The organism is Streptomyces sp. NPDC051286, from assembly GCF_044455345.1.
GTDB lineage: Bacteria > Actinomycetota > Actinomycetes > Streptomycetales > Streptomycetaceae > Streptomyces.
Map to the genome: position 1 here is coordinate 69036 of NZ_JBITER010000002.1, position 18270 is coordinate 87305.

10 protein-coding genes are annotated in these 18270 nt (G+C 69.7%); 6 read left to right on the forward strand and 4 right to left on the reverse strand.

Going from position 1 to position 18270, the window contains the following annotated elements:
• The first annotated feature begins 842 nt into the window (after positions 1-842).
• Positions 843-3446: an alpha-glucan family phosphorylase gene (glgP, locus tag ACIBB8_RS03485; RefSeq protein ID WP_398948780.1), complete on the forward strand. Its 2604-nt coding sequence runs from the start codon at positions 843-845 to the stop codon at positions 3444-3446.
• Positions 3447-3695: 249 nt separating this feature from the next.
• Here glgP and ACIBB8_RS03490 read toward each other — a convergent pair whose 3' ends face one another.
• From ACIBB8_RS03490 to ACIBB8_RS03500, 3 genes are all read right to left on the reverse strand, one after another.
• Positions 3696-5732, reverse strand: a complete 2037-nt coding sequence (locus ACIBB8_RS03490; RefSeq protein WP_398948781.1) for a M4 family metallopeptidase — start codon at positions 5730-5732, stop codon at positions 3696-3698.
• An 801-nt stretch (positions 5733-6533) separates the two neighbouring features.
• Positions 6534-8531: an ABC transporter ATP-binding protein gene (locus tag ACIBB8_RS03495; protein WP_398948782.1), complete on the reverse strand. Its 1998-nt coding sequence runs from the start codon at positions 8529-8531 to the stop codon at positions 6534-6536.
• The gene (locus ACIBB8_RS03500; protein ID WP_398948783.1) at positions 8528-10360 is read right to left on the reverse strand and encodes an ABC transporter ATP-binding protein; all 1833 of its coding nucleotides are present in this window, start codon (positions 10358-10360) and stop codon (positions 8528-8530) included. The genes ACIBB8_RS03495 and ACIBB8_RS03500 overlap by 4 nt, the downstream gene beginning before the upstream one ends.
• A gap of 180 nt (positions 10361-10540) precedes the next feature.
• Between ACIBB8_RS03500 and ACIBB8_RS03505 the strand changes: the two genes are divergently transcribed.
• The 4 genes from ACIBB8_RS03505 to ACIBB8_RS03520 are packed head-to-tail and all read left to right on the forward strand — an operon-like array spanning position 10541 to position 14204.
• Positions 10541-11443, forward strand: a complete 903-nt coding sequence (locus ACIBB8_RS03505) for an ABC transporter ATP-binding protein (RefSeq protein ID WP_398948784.1) — start codon at positions 10541-10543, stop codon at positions 11441-11443.
• Between the two features lies 1 nt (position 11444).
• Positions 11445-12221 carry an ABC transporter permease gene (locus ACIBB8_RS03510; protein ID WP_398948785.1) on the forward strand — a complete coding sequence of 259 codons (777 nt, stop codon included), beginning with the start codon at positions 11445-11447 and terminating at the stop codon, positions 12219-12221.
• 38 nt (positions 12222-12259) lie between these two features.
• On the forward strand, positions 12260-13534 hold the full coding sequence (locus tag ACIBB8_RS03515; protein ID WP_398948786.1) for a sensor histidine kinase: 1275 nt from the start codon (positions 12260-12262) through the stop codon (positions 13532-13534).
• Between the two features lie 19 nt (positions 13535-13553).
• Positions 13554-14204, forward strand: coding sequence for a response regulator (locus ACIBB8_RS03520; RefSeq protein ID WP_398948787.1), 651 nt, complete (start codon positions 13554-13556; stop codon positions 14202-14204).
• Between the two features lie 25 nt (positions 14205-14229).
• On the opposite strand, the gene glgX is transcribed toward ACIBB8_RS03520, so the two are convergent.
• Entirely contained in the window at positions 14230-16509 is a 2280-nt protein-coding gene (gene glgX, locus ACIBB8_RS03525) for a glycogen debranching protein GlgX (protein WP_398948788.1), read from the reverse strand.
• A gap of 459 nt (positions 16510-16968) precedes the next feature.
• Here glgX and ACIBB8_RS03530 point away from each other — a divergent pair, with 459 nt between their 5' ends.
• Positions 16969-18222, forward strand: a complete 1254-nt coding sequence (locus ACIBB8_RS03530) for an Ig-like domain-containing protein (RefSeq protein ID WP_398948789.1) — start codon at positions 16969-16971, stop codon at positions 18220-18222.
• The last annotated feature ends 48 nt before the right edge of the window (positions 18223-18270 follow it).

The window sequence follows — 18270 nt, forward strand, 5'->3', positions numbered from 1 at the left end:
CGTCCTTTCTAGCTGCTCCGTTGACGGCTGATGGGGTGTGAGCATGGCCGCTCCTGTCCGCATTCACTCGAATGGCACTCGAATGGCTGGGGCGGGGGTGTGGTGCGCGGGTGAGTACCGGATGCGTACGGACTGCCTACGAACCGCTGCCGGATCGCAGATGAACCGCATTCGGGCTGTATTCGGGCTGTGTACCGCAGAAGCCTTCCCGCGGTTGTCGGGGGGCCAATCCGGTGGTTTGTTAACTACTCGTGCGTAGCGGTGAAGATCTGAATATGCCGGGCTCCGCCCGGTGTGCGGAGGCTCGCGGAGATCGTCCTCAGTCGTCGCCGAGGCAGCGCCAGGGGGCTCGGCCACGCCTGTCCGCATCGTCCTGTGCCGGTCGTGGGTGTCGCCGTGTCAGTTCCATCAACCGAAACCTCCTCCTCGACGTGGTGCGCGTCGCACGGAGTCGCGTCGAAGGCCGGCCGGTCCGCCTCGAGCCGACCCCCGTACACGCCACTGGGCAGCCTTCCCTGTGCCGTGAAGGGCCACAAGGCTCCCCGAGGGGGCGGAATCGGCCATAACGCCTGGGGCGGATGAGTACCTCTCTACGGAGAGGGGGCGATGGGGAGGACGAGACGCGGGGGGCCGCTGATCCGACGCCGGAACTGCGGTGGGCGCCGGGGCCGGAGGCCGGGGGCGGATCCGGGGACAGGCGGCTCTCCGGGTGCCGTTCGTTGTGAGCCGGTCGCGCGCCGTGGTCGCGGAGTACAGCACACCGTTACCGTCGAGGGTGACGGAGCGGCGCCCACCGTGGTGCGTCCCCTCGGATTCGTACGTCCCCTGTAAAGGTGGAATACGTGAAGGCCATTCGTCGATTCACCGTGCGTCCTGTCCTCCCCGATCCCCTTCAACCGCTCAGCGACCTCGCCCGCAACCTGCGCTGGTCCTGGCACACCGAGACACGTGAGCTCTTCCAGGCCGTCGACCCGGAGGGCAGGCACGCGGCGGACTCCGATCCCGTACGTCTGCTCGGCGCCGTCTCTGCCGGGCGCCTTGCCGAGCTGGCCCTGGACCAGCGGTTTCTGCACCGGCTGACCGAGGCGTCCGCCGCCCTCCGGGAGTATCTCAACGGTCCGCGGTGGTACCAGGAGCAGGTGGCGCGGGGTGCGGAACTGCCCGCTGCCGTGGCGTACTTCTCGCCCGAATTCGGCGTGACCGCAGCCCTTCCGCAGTACTCCGGCGGACTCGGCGTCCTCGCCGGGGACCATCTGAAGGCCGCCAGCGACCTGGGTGTGCCCCTCGTCGGGGTCGGCCTGCTCTACCGGCGCGGCTACTTCCGGCAGAGCCTGTCGCGCGACGGCTGGCAGCAGGAGCACTATCCGCTCCTCGATCCGAACGAACTGCCGCTCACCCTGGTGCGCGAGGCCGACGGAACACCGAGCCGCGTGGTACTGGCCCTGCCGGGTGGCCGCTCGCTCCACGCCTGCATCTGGCAGGCCCAGGTCGGCCGCGTCCCTCTGCTCCTGCTCGACTCCGATGTGGAGGAGAACGCGCCCGGCGAGCGCGAGGTCACCGACCGGCTGTACGGCGGTGGCAGCGAACACCGGCTGCTGCAGGAGATGCTGCTCGGCATCGGCGGCGTACGGGCCGTGCGGACCTACTGCCGGCTCACCGGGCACGCGGCCCCGGAAGTCTTCCACACCAACGAGGGGCACGCCGGTTTCCTCGGCCTTGAACGCATCCGTGAACTCTCCGGAACCGGGCTGGATTTCGACTCCTCGGTCGAAGCGGTGCGGGCCGGCACGGTGTTCACCACCCACACCCCGGTGCCTGCCGGAATCGATCGCTTCGACCGGGAGCTCATCGCCCGTCACTTCGGCGACGACGGGGAACTGCCGGGTGTCGGGGTCGAGCGGATCCTGCAGCTCGGTATGGAGACATACCCCGGTGGCGAGCCCACCCTCTTCAACATGGCGGTCATGGGCCTGCGGCTCGCTCAGCGGGCCAACGGCGTCTCCACCCTGCACGGGGCGGTCAGCCGGCAGATGTTCGCCGGGCTGTGGCCGGGCTTCGACGCCGCGGAGGTGCCGATCACCTCGGTGACCAACGGCGTTCACGCGCCGACCTGGGTCGCTCCCGAGATCTTCGGGCTGCGAGCCCGGTACGGTGGCACGCCGGGACGCTGGGATGCGGCGGCCGGAATTCCGGACCGCGAGATCTGGGACCTGCGGCGGACGCTGCGCGAACAGCTGGTGACCGAGGTCCGCACGAGGCTTGCCGCCTCCTGGCGCACGCGTGGTGCGGAGCCGGCCGAACTGGGCTGGATCGACGGCGTGCTGGACCCGGATGTGCTGACGATCGGCTTCGCCCGCCGCGTGCCGTCCTACAAGCGGCTGACCCTGATGCTCCGTGACCGCGACCGGCTGACGGAGCTGCTCCTCCACCCGACGCGGCCGATTCAGATCGTTGTCGCGGGCAAGGCGCACCCCGCCGACGACAGCGGAAAACGGCTGGTCCGGGAATTGGTCCGGTTCTCCGACGACCCAAGGGTCCGCCACCGCATCGTCTTCCTGCCCGACTACGGGATGGCCATGGCGCAGAAGCTCTATCCCGGCTGCGACGTCTGGCTCAACAACCCACTGCGGCCCCTGGAGGCCTGCGGCACGAGCGGCATGAAGGCCGCGCTCAACGGCTGTCTCAACCTGTCCGTGCTCGACGGGTGGTGGGACGAATGGTTCGAACCCGACTTCGGCTGGGCGATTCCGACCGCCGACGGGTCCGCGATCGACGAGGACCGGCGCGACGAGCTGGAAGCGAATGCCCTCTACGAGCTGATCGAGGAGCGGGTGGCACCGCGCTTCTACGACCGGGGCGACGACGGGCTTCCCGAGCGCTGGGTCGAGATGGTCCGCCGCACGGTGGGCACGCTCGGTCCCAAGGTCCTCGCCGGACGCATGGTGCGTGAGTACGTCGAGCGGCTGTACGCCCCCGCCGCGCTTTCCCACCGCTCCCTGGACGCCGCCACGGCGCGGGAGCTCGCGGACTGGAAGGCCCGGGCCCGTGCTGCCTGGCCGCGGGTCGCGGTCGACCATGTGGAGGCCGTGGCGCCCAGCGGGATCGGCGGTTCGGCCGAGCTGGGGGCGATGCTGGCGCTGCGTGTCCGGATCGCTCTCGGAGCACTGGAGCCGGACGATGTGGAGGTGCAGGCGGTGGCCGGGCGGGTGGACTCCGCCGACTCGATCTCGGACGCCCAGTTCTTCCCGCTGAAGCCGACCGGAGGCCAGGACCTGGAGGGTCGCTGGCTGTACGAGGGCCCGCTTGCCCTCGACCGCACCGGCCCCTACGGCTACACGGTGCGAGTGCTTCCCGCTCACCCGTTGCTGGCAACCAGCGCGGAACTCGGCCTGGTCGCACTGCCGACGGAGGCGACGGGCGACGGTGCGGGCCTGCTGATGCGCTGACCACCCGTTTTTCCCGGGGCCGGCACCTGTGAGGTGTCGGCCCCCTTCGCCTTCTGAACGCAGTGGCCCTGGCATCGGCGGCCCGCGACAGCCGGCCCGTACCGGGATGTGCGCTCACCCGTTGAGCCACTTCGGGGGAGAAGCAGCACCCTGATCATGCGGCTCACCTCACGGCGAACCGCCCGGGAGGAATGGGAGCTCCTCCCGGGCGGGACCACCGCATCACGTTCTCGGAATGCGGTGCTGGGTTCAGAAGGTCAGCTTGAAGCTGTTGATCTTGCCGGTGTCGCCCGAGTAGACGTCCTGGACCTTCAGCTTCCAGGTGCCGTTCGCCACCACGGACGACGCGTTGACCGTGTACGTCGTCTGGACGTTGGGTGCCGAGTCGCTGATCGAGGAGTTCTTCAGCCGGTAGGTCGTACCGTTCGGGGCGACGAGGTCGATGACCAGGTCACCACGCCAGGTGTGGGTGATGTCCACGCCGACCTTGAGGGTGCTGGGCGCGTTGCCCGTGATGCCGGTGACGTTGACCGAGCTGGTGACGGCCGCGCCGCGGTCCGGGATGGCGACGGGGGTGGTGTTCTCGAAGACCGTGCCGCCGGGGTCGGTGCCGCCACCGCCGGGACGCGAACCGACGTTGATGGCGGCCCAGGCGTCGGCGACCGACTTGTACTCGGCGCTGGTCGTGCCGTACAGCTCACCGGCCGCGGCGAGGGTACCGGTGCGGGCCGCCGCGTAGTTCGTCGTGGAGGTGAACTTGGTGGTGAGCGCCTTGAACCAGATCAGGGCGGCCTTGTCGCGCCCGATGCCGGTCACGGGCAGACCGTCGGAGGTCGGCGAGTCGTAGTTGACGCCGTTGATGGTCTTCGCGCCGCTGCCCTCGGAGAGCAGGTAGAAGAAGTGGTTCGCCGGGCCCGAGGAGTAGTGGACGTCGATGTTGCCGATGCCCGAGTACCACGAGTCCTTGGACGCGCCGTCCTTGCTGGGCTTGTCCTGGTAGCGCAGCGGGGTGCCGTTGCCGTTGATGTCGATCTTCTCACCGATGAGGTAGTCGCCCTTGTCGGTGGCGTTGTTGGCGTAGAACTCGACCGCCGTGGCGAAGATGTCACTGGTCGCCTCGTTGAGGCCACCGGACTCGCCGCTGTAGACCAGGTTGGCGGTGGCGGCGGTGACACCGTGCGTCATCTCGTGCGCGGCCACGTCGAGGGAGGTCAGCGGTGCGGCGTTGGCGCTGCCGTCTCCGTAGGTCATGCAGAAGCAGCTGTCGCTCCAGAAGGCGTTGACGTAGTTGTTGCCGTAGTGGACGCGGGAGTACGCACCCACGCCGTCGCCCCGGATACCGGTGCGGCCCTGGACATTCTTGTAGTAGTCCCAGGTCTCGGCCGCGCCGTAGTGGGCGTCTGCGGCGGCGGTCTCGGCGTTCTGCGGGGTGCCGTTGCCCCACACGTCGGTGGAGTTGGAGAACAGCGTCCCGGTGCCGGAGGTGCCGTGGTTCAGGTTGTACGTCTTGTGGTTGCCGCGGCCCGTGTCGGTCAGCGTGTACGAGGGCGCGGTACCGAGGGTGACCTGGCCGCTGTACTCGGTGTTGCCGACCCCGTTCTCGATGGCCTGCCACTCGTACAGCTTCGCGCCGCTGGCCGCGTCCGTGATGACGTGCAACTCGTTCGGAGTGCCGTCCTCCTGGAGTCCGCCGACGACGGTCTCGTAGGCGAGCTGCGGCTTGCCCTGCGCCATCCAGACCACCTTGCGGGGTGCCCGGTCGGCCGCGGTCCTCTTGGAGCCGTCGGCCTTGGCGAGTCCGAGTGCCTGCTTCTCGGCTACGGCGGGCGCGACATCGGCCGTCGTGTCCACGGCCTTCAGCTGACCGCTGCTGACCTTGGACGCCTTGGTGACGCTCTTGGTCGCCCCGGCCTTGCTCTCCTGGACGACCAGGTCGCCGCCGAGCACCGGAAGCCCGGCGAAGGTGCGCTCGTAACGGGTGTGCGTGGTGCCGTCGTTGTCCTGGATGACGTCCCGGACGACGAGCTTCTCCTGAGAGCCGAGGCCGAGCTCCTTGGCCGTGGCCGCCTTGCTCGCGTTGGCCTCGCGGATCAGCTCGGCACGCGCGGAGGGGGAGAGCTGCTTGGCCAGCGCGCCATGCCTGGCGTTGGTGGCGACCTTGGCAGCAGCGGCGGAACCGCCGGCTGTGGCAGCTGCCGTGCCCGTCTGGAATCCTACGGCGAGGAGGGCTGCTGCGGCTATCAGAGCGCCGGTCGCGGTGGCGCGACGGCTGTGCGTGGATGTCACACGGACTCCTTCTGCGAGGGGGGTACCGGCGGCTGGGTGAGCCGGCCGGGCAGAGCAGGCTGTGCGCGGAACGGGGGAAGAGTGTCAGCAGATGGACGCTCCTGTCAGGACCGCGTCAAAAAGTTGGCCAGAATTCGTCCGTTGCCAGAAAGGTCATGTTCGTTAAGCGGACGTTTTACCGATCGTTACCGAGAGGGCGTACGTGGCCCCGAGCGGCCGAATTCGAAGAGCGGGTCCTGGCTGAGCCCGAACACACCGTGGTCGAATGGCGCGTTCAGCACGGGGCCGTGGCCACCGGCCGAAAGTGTCTTGAATTGTGGCTCGTTCTGAACAGGTCAGTGCCTGTCGTGCAGCAAAGGCCAGGTAAAGGACCGGCGACCCGGTTGGCCGTGGTGGCTTCCGCTCGGTTCGCAGGGGCAAGGAGGAGGAAAGAGGCGGCTCACTGTGCGCTCGCTCGGTGTGCCGTGCGGCCCCCGGGATCGGAAGAGAGATGACTCCCTTGAGGGCCGGCATGTGGGGGCCGGCCGACATCGTGCCGGCCGGGGCGAGTCGCCGAGCCTGCCGGCGTCGACCCGGACCACGCCCGGCGATGCAGGGTGCTCTGGCCAAGGGCCCGGACTGCCCTCGGGAACACATGCTGATCCGGGCCGCGGTGACGACCTGACAGCGCGACGGGGCGCGGCCGGGCCGCCAACGGCAGCCGCCCCGCCGCTGCCGAGCGGGTGCGCGGCACGGCAGCACCGGCCCGTCGTCCGTCCGGTGCGGTCGCGCCGACGCCGGTGGTTGCTGCCGGGCAGCGGGTCAGGCCAGGCTTTCCCGCCAGGCGCGGTGGAGCCCCGCGAACCGGCCGGTACCGCCGATGAGTTCGGACGGGGAGCCGTCCTCCACGATCCGGCCGTGCTCCATGACCAGTACCCGGTCCGCGATCTCCACAGTCGACAGCCGGTGGGCGATCACGACCGCGGTGCGGCCGTGCAACACCGTGTCCATGGCCCGTTGCACGGCGCGTTCGCCGGGGATGTCGAGGGAGCTCGTCGCTTCGTCGAGGATCAGGACCGCTGGGTCCGCGAGCAGGGCACGGGCGAAGGCGACCAGTTGGCGCTGGCCCGCCGAGATCCGCCCGCCCCTCTTGCGTACATCCGTGTCGTATCCGTCGGGCAGTCCGCTGATGAAGTCGTGCGCGCCGATCGCCTTCGCGGCCCGCTCGATCTCCTCGCGTGAGGCCTCCGGGCGGCCGATGGCAATGTTCTCGGCGACCGTCCCCGAGAAGAGAAACGCCTCCTGGGTCACCATCACGACACCGCGCCGCAGTTCGGGCGTGGCCAGATCGCGGAGATCGGTGCCGTCCAGCAGCACCCGGCCGTCGGTCGGGTCATAGAACCGGGCCAGCAGCTTGGCGAGCGTCGACTTCCCGGCACCCGTCGAGCCGACCACGGCCACGGTCTGCCCGGCCGGAATCGTCAGATCGAAGCGGGGCAGCACTTCGCCGCCCGTGCGGTAGGCGAATCTCACCGAGTCGAAGGCGACGTCCCGCCCCGGGTGCTCACCCGCGCGGGCAGGCAGCTCCCGCGGGTTCGTCGCCTCGGGGACGGTGGGGGCCTGGGCCAGCAGTCCCGCGATCTTCTCCAGCGAAGCAGCAGCCGACTGATAGGAGTTGAGGAACATGCCGAGCCGGTCAATCGGGTCGTACAGCCGTCGCAGGTAGAGCACGGCCGCGGCCAGCACGCCGAGCGCGAGCGTCCCTGAGGCGACTCGGTACGCACCCCACAGCACGATGCCGGCGACGGCGGTGTTGGCGACCAGCCGGGAGCCGACCACGTAGCGCGCCATCTCCAGCAGCGCGTCGCCGTTCGTCCGGCAGTGCTGCTGGTTGAGCCGCTCGAATTCTGTGTCGTTGATGCGCTCGCGACGGAACGCCTGGACGGGACGGATCCCGTTGATCGTCTCCGCGAACTTCACGATGACCGATGCGATTGCTGTCGACCGGGCGGCGAAGATCACCCCGGCGCGCCGTCGGTAGAGCCGCACCAGCAGATACAGCGGCACGAACGAGAGGACGGCGACCGCTCCGAGACCGGCGTCCAGCCACAGCAGCACCAACGAGATGGAGATGAAGGAGAGCACGACGCCGATCAGTTCCTGCAGCCCCTCGCTGAGCAGCTCCCGCAGCGACTCCACATCCGTGGTGGACCGGGAGATCAGCCGGCCCGAGGTGTAGCGCTCATGGAAGTCCACGCTCAATGCCTGGGCATGACGGAAGATCCGCCCCCGGAGATCGAGCAGCACGTCCTGGTTGATCCGGGCGGAGGCCTGGATGAACGCGTACTGCATGCTCCCCGCGCCGGCCGAACACAGCGCGTACCCGATGGCCACGGCGATCAGTGGTCCGTAGTCCTTGTCGCGGAACGCCGGTACGCCGCTGTCGATGGCGTACGCGACGAGCAGCGGGCCCGCCTGGACCGCGGCCTGCTGGATCAGCAGGAACAGCGCGGCCACCACCACCCTGCCCCGGTGCGGGCCGAGCAGGGACAGCAGCAGGGCGCGGGTCGCACCGCGCGGAGTGGGCAGGTCGTCCTGGTCGAAGGGGTCCTGGGTGCCGGAGGCGGAGCCGGGTCCGGGAGCGGTCCCGGGCGTCTTCCGTGGGGTGTCGTCCGGTCCTGCTGCCGGCCGGCCACGGGTCAGGGTGTCCGTGCCCCTGGCCGCGTCCGCAGTGCCGGTGGTCGCGTCGGTGCCGCTCAGGGGCTCGCTCTCGTCGCTGCCGCCCGCTCCCGCAGGGCGTCCGGTCGTCGCATTGGTCATCGGGTGCTGTCCTTCTCGGCAGGGACGTCCATGGCAGGCATGCCGTCGGTGGACAGGAATTCGGGCGCGTCCCCGGCGCCGGACATCAGCCAGGCGTACTCGGCGTTGCTGCGCAGCAGTTCCTGGTGGGTGCCGACGGCGCTGATCCGGCCTTCGGACAGCAGCGCCACCCGGTCCGCGAGCATCACGGTGGACGGCCGGTGGGCGACCACGACGGCCGTGGTCGACTCGAGCACGCGCCGCAGGGCGGCCTCCACCAGCGCCTCCGTATGAACGTCCAGGGCGGAGAGCGGGTCGTCGAGCACCAGGAAGCGCGGCTGCCCGACGACGGCGCGGGCCAGTGCGAGGCGCTGCCGCTGACCGCCGGAGAGACTGAGCCCCTGCTCGCCGACCTGGGTGTGGATGCCCTCCGGCAGGTCGTACACGAAGTCGGCCTGGGCGATCGAGAGTGCCCGCCGCAGCTCGTCCTCGCCGGCGTCGTCGGCGCCCATGAGGACGTTCTCCCCGACGCTTGCCGAGAAGAGCGTCGGCTCCTCGAACGCCACGGACACCAGCTCACGCAGTTGTTCGCGCCGCAGGGTGGTGATGTCGGTGCCGTCCAGCGTGATCCGCCCGGCGGTGGCGTCGTGCAGCCTCGGTACGAGGGCGGTGAGCGTCGTCTTCCCCGATCCCGTGGCCCCGACCAGAGCCATCGTTTCGCCGGGGCGGATCCGCAGATCGATCCGGGTCAGTACGGGTACGGAGTCCGGCTGCGCGTCGGGGTAACGGAACTCGACGCCTTCGAAGACCATTCCGCCGTCCGTGTGCTGCTGCGAGGACGCCTCGGCGGTGTCGCGCTCCTCCTCCACATCCATCACCTCGAAGAACCGCTCGGTCGCCGTCGCCGACTCCTGGCTCATCGCCAGAAGGAAACCGATCGACTCGACCGGCCACCGCAGCGCGAGCGCGGTCGACAGGAACGCCACCAGCGTGCCCGCCGAGAGGTCCCCGTCGGCGACCTGGATCGTGCCGAGAACCAGCGCCGCGCCGATCGCCAGCTCCGGGATCGTGGTGATGAAGGCCCAGATGCCGGCCAGCAGCCGCGCCTTGTCGAGTTCGGTGCCGCGCAGTCGCTGCGAGAGGCCGCGGAACGCCAGGGCCTGGCTTCGGTTCCGCCCGAAGCCCTTGATGATCCGGATGCCGAGGACGCTCTCCTCGACGACCGTCGTCAGATCGCCGACCTGGTCCTGGGCCTGGCGCGCCACCACCGCGAACTTCGTCTCGAAGACGGAGCAGAGAATCACCAGCGGCACGACCGGTACGAGCAGCACCAGGCCCAGCGTCCACTGCTGCACCAGCAAAATGATGAAACCGACCAGGATGGTGGTGGCGTTGACCAGGAGAAACGTCAGCGGGAAGGCCAGGAACATGCGCAGCAGCATCAGGTCCGTCGTTCCGCGCGACAGCAGCTGGCCGGATGGCCAGCGGTCGTGGAAGGCCACCGGCAGCCGTTGCAGATGCCGGTACAGGTCGGCCCGCATCGATGCCTCGACGCCCGCCAGCGGCCGCGCCACCAGCCATCGCCGCAGCCCGAAGAGCAGTGCCTCGGCGATGCCCAGCACCAACAGGTACAACGCACCGAGCCAGACTCCGCCCGGATCACGGTGCGCGACCGGTCCGTCCACGATCCACTTCAGTACGAGGGGTATCACCAGGCTGAGGCAGGAGGCGACGATCGCCACGGCCGACGCCGCGGACAGGCGGATACGCACAGGCTTCACATAAGGCCACAGCCGCAGGAGGGAGCGCGCGGCGGACCGGTCCTTGGGCTCTACATGTGTTTCGGGCATCAGGGGCGAGCCTACGGTTCACCACTGACATCGCTCATCCGGTTTTCATCGCTCTGTCGACATCCCGCCCCCATGGCCCGTGACCGCCCGGTAGTACCCCGGAGTCAACCGATCGGCTGATGTCGTTTCGAGCGTGATGGCCGATGCCGCGCGGCCCCGCCGGACGAGACCCTCGTACCCATGGCAATCATCGAAGTGAACGCGGTGCACAAGGCCTACGCCGGGCGCACCGTGGTGGACGGAGTGACGTTCGCCGTCGACGAGGGGGAGATCTTCGGGATTCTCGGCCCCAACGGCGCGGGCAAGACCACGACCGTCGAATGCGTCGAGGGTCTGCGGATCCCCGACTCCGGTACGGTCCGGGTTGCCGGACTCGACCCCGTCGCCGACCACGGACGAGTGACGCAACTGCTGGGCGCCCAGCTCCAGGAGAGCGAGCTGCAGGCGAAGCTCACGGTCCGCGAGGCGCTGGAGCTGTACAGCGCCTTCCATCCGAACCCCGCCGACTGGCGGACCCTGGCCGAACGACTCGGCCTGCACACCAAGCTCACCACGCGCTTCGCCAAGCTGTCGGGCGGTCAGAAGCAGCGGCTTTCCATCGCCCTCGCCCTGGTCGGCAACCCACGGGTCGTGGTGCTGGACGAGCTGACCACCGGACTTGATCCGCGGGCCCGCCGTGACACCTGGCAGCTGATCGAAGAGGTACGGGACAGTGGTGTGACCGTCCTCCTCGTCACCCATTTCATGGAGGAGGCCGGGCGGCTCTGCGACCGGATCGCGGTGATCGACCGGGGGAGGGTCGTGGCCCTCGACACCCCGTCCGGTCTGATCAGCAGGGCAGGCAGTTCCACGGTCATCTCCTTCACGCCGTCACAGCCGCTCGACGACACCGAGCTGGGCCTGCTGCCCGGGGCGGTCTCCGTCGAGCAGAACGACGGCCGGATCGTCATCAACGGCACGGACGAGACGGTCAACGCGGTCATCTCGCTGCTGGCCCGCCACCGCACCACCGCACACCAGCTCCGCGTCACCGAGGCAACGCTCGACGACGCCTTCCTCGACCTCACAGAACAGGCGGCCTGAGATGACCACGGCGAACCCGGCCACGGCGACGGACACGCCGACCCCATGGGTGGCGATGCTCAGGACCGAGACGCGGCTCTTCCTCCGCGAACCCGCCAGCCTGTTCTGGATCCTCGTCTTTCCGACCGCGCTGCTGACGATCCTCGGCCTGATCCCGTCCTTCCGGGACCCCGACGACGCGCTCGGTGGCCGCCGCGTCATCGATCTGTATGTACCGGTGGCGGTGCTGCTCGCCATGATCATGGCTGGGATCGGGGCCATGCCGCCCGTCCTGACGGGCTACCGCGAGCGCGGGATTCTGCGCCGGATGTCGACCACTCCGGTGCCGCCGTCCGCCCTGCTCACCGCGCAGATCGCGCTGCACGGCGCCGCGGCCCTCGGCTCCACCGCGCTGGTGATGGCCGTCGGCCGGATCGCCTTCGGCGTCGCACTGCCCGGACAGCCCTTCGGCTACGTCCTGGCATTGCTCCTGTCGACGGCGAGCGTCCTCGTCCTCGGCGCACTGCTCTGCGCGCTCACCCGCACCACCAAGGCATCCGCCGCGATCAGCTCGGTCGTCAACCTCGTGATGATGTTCAGCGCCGGGGTCTGGATCCCGGTGCAGTCCATGCCCGACACGCTCCGGCGCATCGTCGAGGTCACCCCGTTCGGCGCGGCCTCCCAGGCCCTGGACCGGGCGGCGTCCGGCGGCTGGCCCGGCTGGGCCCAGCTGGGCGTGATGGCGCTCTGGGCGGCCCTGGTGACCCTGCTCGCGACCCGTCTGTTCCGATGGGAGTGACCGGTTCCGGGGAGACTTCACCCATGGACGCGGGAGACATGGCTGAGGCGACCCCAACCGGACGGACGACTGCCACGCAGTTGGGGGACCGGTTCTTCCGGTACGGGCCGTACGGTCTGCTCGGCCTGGGCGCCGCGGTCTCGGCCGTGACCGCCGACCTCATCATGTCCCGCGCGGACGTGAACGCCGTCGCGGTACTGGTTCCGGTGGCACTCGTCCTCCAGCTCTGGTGGGGGCGGGTTCGGCCGGGTGTTCCCCCGAAGTCGCTGGCGGCGCAGTGCTACTTCGTCGCCCGCACGTCGCTCGCCTTCGCACTGACCTGGTGCAACCCGTTCTTCTCCATGTTCGCGGTGCTCGGCTACTTCGACGCCGGCCGGCTGCTTCCGCAACGGGGCGTGCGGGCCGGCCTGCTCGCCACCGCCGTCATCATGGCGGGCTCGCAGTGCGGCAGTGGCCTCCCGCCGGACACGCTCATGAACTGGATCGCCTTCGGTATCCTCCTCGCCCTGCACGGGACTCTCACGATGGTGTTCGCCCAGATCGGCGACCGGGAGGCCGAGCTCGCCCGTACCCAGGTCGACACCATCACCGAGCTGGAGTCCGCCAACGCCCGTCTCGAACAGGCCCTCGCGGAGAATGCGGGCCTGCACGCCCAACTTCTCGTCCAGGCGCGCGAGGCGGGCGTCGCCGACGAGCGGCGCCGGCTCGCCGCCGAGATCCACGACACGCTCGCCCAGGGCCTGACCGGCATCATCGCCCAGCTCCAGGTGGTGACCTCGGTCGCCGACACCGATCCCGCTCTGGCCAGGCAGCACCTCGACCGTGCCGCCGCACTGGCCCGGCACAGCCTGGGCGAGGCGCGTCGCTCGGTGCACGATCTGGTCCCCGCCGCACTGGAGCACGACGACCTTCCGGGTGCGCTGAAGAAGACGGTGGCCGGCTGGGCCGAACGCCACGCGGTCCGGGCCGAGTTCACCGTCACCGGTACCGTCGAGCCGCTCCACGACGAGATAGCCGCCACCCTGCTCCGTATCGCCGAGGAAGCCCTCGCCAACGCCGGCCGCCATGCCCGGGCAGCACGGGTCGGCATTACCTTGTCCTTCATGGGCGACGAACTGACCCTGGACGTACGGGACGACGGCTGCGGCTTCGACCCGGCCGCCCTGCCGCCGCACAGCGGCGCGGGCGGTTTCGGGCTCCGCGGCATGCGGGCCCGCGCCGAACGCATCGCGGGCACCGTCGAGGTGGAGACGGAGCCGGGCCGCGGCACGGCGGTCTGCGCCCGGGTGCCACTGGTTCAGCACAACCGATGACCAGTACGGTTGGCCTGCCATGGCTGAGGATTCCGCACGCATCATCACGCTCGTCGTCGTCGACGACCACCCCGTCGTACGGGACGGTCTGCGCGGCATGTTCGACTCCGCCCCCGGCTTCCGGGTCCTCGGGGAGGCGTCGAACGGGGTGGAGGGCGTCGACCTCGTGGCCCGGCTCGACCCCGATGTCGTTCTGATGGACCTGCGGATGCCGGGCGGCGGCGGAGTCGCCGCGATCGCCGAACTGACCAGGCGCGGCGCCCGGTCCAAGGTGCTCGTCCTCACCACGTACGACACCGACTCCGACACGCTGCCCGCGATCGAGGCGGGCGCAACCGGCTATCTGCTCAAGGACGCACCCCGCGAGGAGCTGTTCACCGCCGTGCGCGCGGCCGCCGACGGACGTACCGTGCTGTCGCCCGCGGTCGCCTCCCGGCTCGTCTCGCGGGTACGTGCCCCCGGCACCGCGGGCCACGAGGCGCTGTCCGCTCGCGAGCGCGAGGTGCTCGAACTGGTCGCCAAAGGCACCTCGAACCGGGAGATCGCCGCCGAACTGTTCATCAGCGAGGCAACGGTGAAGACCCATCTCACGCACATCTTCGCGAAACTGGGTGCCAAGGACCGCGCCGCGGCCGTCGCGACCGCCTACGAGCGCGGCATCCTCGGCTGACGCCGGCCGTCAGCCCTGTTCCGCGTCACTCCCTGACGCGCAGCAGCACCACCGCCCTCGCCGGCACCGCCAGCATCCCGGAGCCGCGGTGCACGGTTCCCGGAGCGGTGGACTGGTCCTCCCGTGAGGTGTCCAGCACCAGATCGTACGCCCGCGCCCACGGCGGACCGGGAAGCCGGAAGCTGCTCGGACGGTCGGCGGCGTGCAGGATCGCCAGGAAACTGTCGTCCGTGACCTGTTCGCCGCGCGCGTCCCGGCCCGGGATGTCACGCCCGGAGAGATAGAGCCCGACGGTCGCAGCCGGTGCGTACCAGTCCTCCTCCGTCATCTCCGTCCCCCGCCGGGTGAACCACGCGAGGTCCCGCAGCCCGTCCGCGGCCTGCGGCCGGCCGGAGAAGAAGGCGCGGCGGCGCAGCACCGGATGGGTATGGCGCAGCGCGAGCAACCGCGCTGTCAGCTCGGTCAGTTCCCGCCACTGCGGCTGGTCGAGCAGCGACCAGTCCAGCCAGCCGATCTCATTGTCCTGGCAGTACGCGTTGTTGTTGCCGCCCTGCGTCCGGCCCATCTCGTCGCCCGCGACCAGCATCGGCACCCCGGTCGACAGCAGCAGGGTAGTGAGCAGATTGCGCAGCTGGCGGCGGCGCAGCGCGTTGATCCCGGGGTCGTCGGTCTCGCCCTCGGTGCCGCAGTTCCAGGCCCGGTTGTCCGATGTGCCGTCCCGGTTGCCCTCGCCGTTCGCCTCGTTGTGCTTCTGCTCGTAACTGACCAGATCGCGGAGCGTGAAACCGTCGTGCGCGGTGATGAAGTTGACCGACGCGTACGGGCGGCGGCCGCCCCACGCGTACAGATCGCTGGATCCGGTCAGCCGGTAGCCGAGATCCCGTACGTCGGGCAGGGCGCCGCGCCAGAAGTCCCGTACGGCATCGCGGTAGCGGTCGTTCCACTCCGTCCACAGCGGCGGGAAGGCGCCGACCTGGTAGCCGCCGTTTCCGACGTCCCATGGCTCCGCGATGAGCTTCACCCGGCGCAGCACCGGGTCCTGGGCGATCACCGCGAGGAACGGGGACAGCATGTCGACGTCGTGCATCGAGCGGGCCAGCGCCGCCGCCAGATCGAAGCGGAAGCCGTCGACACCCATCTCGGTGACCCAGTACCGCAGCGAGTCCGTGATCAGCCGCAGCACATGCGGCTGCACCACATGCAGGGTGTTTCCGCAGCCGGTGTAGTCGGTGTATCTCCGCGCGTCGGGCTGGAGCCGGTAGTAGCCGCGGTTGTCGATGCCGCGCAGTGACAGCATCGGACCCAGCTCACTCGCCTCTGCCGTGTGGTTGTAGACCACGTCGAGGATGACCTCGATCCCGGCGTCGTGCAGCGCCCGCACCATCCGCTTGAACTCGCCGACCTGCTGACCGCCCGTACCGCTCGCCGAGTAGTCCGCGTGTGGGGCGAAGTACCCGATGGAGTTGTATCCCCAGTAGTTGTGCAGACCGCGCCGCAGCAGGTGGTCCTCGTGAGCGAACTGATGCACCGGCAGCAACTCCACCGCCGTCACGCCGAGCCGGGTCAGATGGCCGACGGCGGCCGGGTGGGCGAGTCCGGCGTACGTGCCCCGGAGCTCCTCCGGGATCTCCGGGTGCCGCTTCGTGAAGCCACGCACATGCAGTTCGTAGATGACGGAGTCGGCCCACGGGGTCTTGGGGCGCCGGTCCTCCGCCCAGTCGTCGTCATCGTGGACGACGACACCCTTCGGTACGTACGGAGCGGAGTCCCGTTCGTCCCGGACGGTGTCGGCAACCTGTTGCTGCGGCCAGTCCCTCACATGGCCGTAGACCTCGGCCGGCAGGGTGAACGACCCGTCCACCGCACGTGCGTACGGATCCAGCAGCAGTTTCGCCGGGTTCCAGCGGGCACCCGTCCACGGGTCCCAGCGGCCGTGCACCCGGTAGCCGTACCGCTGACCCGGCCCTACGCCCGGCACGAAACCGTGCCAGATCTCATGGGTCAGCTCGGTCAGCGGGAGGCGTGTCTCGTCCTCCTCCTCGTCGAAGAGACAGAGCTCGACTTTCTCGGCCCCGCCTGCCCAGAGCGCGAAGTTGGTGCCCGCCACCCCGTCCGGGCCCACCCGGAAGCGGGCTCCGAGCGGCATCGGCGCACCGGGCCACACGGCCGGCGGCCGCTGCCCGCCGTCGAGCAGCCGCTTTTCCACCGGGCCGGTTCCCGCCTCGGCCCCTGCCTCCTCCGACGTCCGTTCCAGAGCCCTCCCGACCGGCTCTGACACTGCCTCCTGCTCGGCTGCGCTCGACACCTCTCAGCCTCCCGCGGCTCATCGGACCCGGCGCCGAAGAGGAGCGCACGGCGTCCCGGCCGCGGCTCCCCGAATGTGGTCCTCCCCTCTGTTCTTCCCACGGCGGGGCCCGCACTCACGTTTCCCCCGACCGGCCCTGGTCGCTGGGGGGACCTGAACCGGACTCAGCGGAAGGCGGGCTCCGCGCTCCGTCGAAGCGCGTCCGCTCCGAAGCTCCGTGGCGCCTCCCGAGGGGGCCTGGGCCGGGACGGGCCGGCCGGGCCCCCTCGCGCCCCTATCAGGCGTCACCCGGTGGTGCTCCGGGGCAACTTGGGACTGAACGGTGACATCCAAGGGGGGATCTCTCAAAGGTCCGTGTGATTATCTTTCGCTAGCGCGCATGTGCAGCGCGCGGGGGCAGGAGCCTGCAGGCTCCCAGGGCCATGGCGGGGCCAGGCCGTGCGAGGGGAGACGACCACATTGAACGGGCAGCCGATATCGGGGACATCGGCCGGGGCGTACAACGGACGGCGTGGCCGGGCGACCACCGGACTGCCGGCTCTGGTACTGGGTGCGCTGCTGTTGCTGGTGACGGCGTGCGGCGGGGGAGACACCGACGCCGGTGACAAGGGCGGGAAGAGCGGCGGGGGCAAGAGCGCGGACACGACCGCCTCGCAGGCGGTGGTGACCGTCACGCCCAAGGACGGTGCCGACTCGGTCGCCACCAGCGGGGCGCTGAAGATCTCCGCCGAGCAGGGCAAGCTGACCACGGTCAAGGTCGCGGACCCCGAGGGCGTCGAGGTCGAGGGCAGGATCGCGGCGGACGGCGCGAGCTGGGAGCCCGAGCACCACCTGGCCGCGGCGACGAAGTACGCGGTCCACGCGATCGCCAAGGACGCCAAGGGCCGCGAGTCGGCCAAGGACACCACGTTCACCACGCTGGTCCCGAAGAACACCTTCATCGGGCAGTACACGCCGGAGGACGGTTCCACGGTCGGCGTCGGCATGCCGGTCTCGATCCACTTCACCCGCGGGATCACCGACCCCGAAGCGGTCGAGAAGGCCATCAAGGTGACGGCGGAGCCGGCGGTACAGGTCGAGGGCCACTGGTTCGGCAACGACCGCCTGGACTTCCGCCCGGAGAAGTACTGGGCCGCGGGCACCAAGGTGACCGTGAAGCTCAACCTCGACGGCGTCGAGGGACGCCCGGGGGTCTACGGCAAGCAGGCCAAGACGGTCTCGTTCACGATCGGCCGCAGCCAGGTCAGCCATGTCGACGCGAGCACGCACCGGATGAAGGTCGTCCGTGACGGCAAGCAGATCAAGAACATCCCGATCTCCGCGGGCGCCCCTGCGACCACCACGTACAACGGTCAGATGGTCATCAGCGAGAAGCTCACGGTGACCCGGATGAACGGCGACACCGTCGGCTTCGGCGGCGAGTACGACATCAAGGACGTGCCGCACGCGATGCGTCTGTCTACGTCGGGCACCTTCATCCACGGCAACTACTGGGGCGCGCCCTATGTCTTCGGTTCGACCAACACCAGCCACGGCTGCGTCGGCCTGCAGGACGTGCGCGGCGCCTGGAGCAAGAAGACCCCGGCTGCCTGGTTCTTCGACAACTCGCTCATCGGCGACGTCGTGATCGTGAAGAACTCCCGTGACAAGACCATCCAGCCGGACAACGGCCTCAACGGCTGGAACATGGCCTGGGCGGAGTGGACCAAGTAGTTCGCGGAACACGACATGACGGCGGGCCCGGTGCTGTGACCAACAGCA

Bases quoted from the DNA above. Each gene is read 5' to 3' on its own strand.
- ACIBB8_RS03495 (WP_398948782.1), bottom strand. From the start codon at position 8,531: ATGACCAATGCGACGACCGGACGCCCTGCGGGAGCGGGCGGCAGCGAC.
- ACIBB8_RS03500 (WP_398948783.1), bottom strand. From the start codon at position 10,360: ATGCCCGAAACACATGTAGAGCCCAAGGACCGGTCCGCCGCGCGCTCC.
- ACIBB8_RS03505 (WP_398948784.1), top strand. From the start codon at position 10,541: ATGGCAATCATCGAAGTGAACGCGGTGCACAAGGCCTACGCCGGGCGC.
- ACIBB8_RS03510 (WP_398948785.1), top strand. From the start codon at position 11,445: ATGACCACGGCGAACCCGGCCACGGCGACGGACACGCCGACCCCATGG.
- ACIBB8_RS03515 (WP_398948786.1), top strand. From the start codon at position 12,260: ATGGCTGAGGCGACCCCAACCGGACGGACGACTGCCACGCAGTTGGGG.
- ACIBB8_RS03520 (WP_398948787.1), top strand. From the start codon at position 13,554: ATGGCTGAGGATTCCGCACGCATCATCACGCTCGTCGTCGTCGACGAC.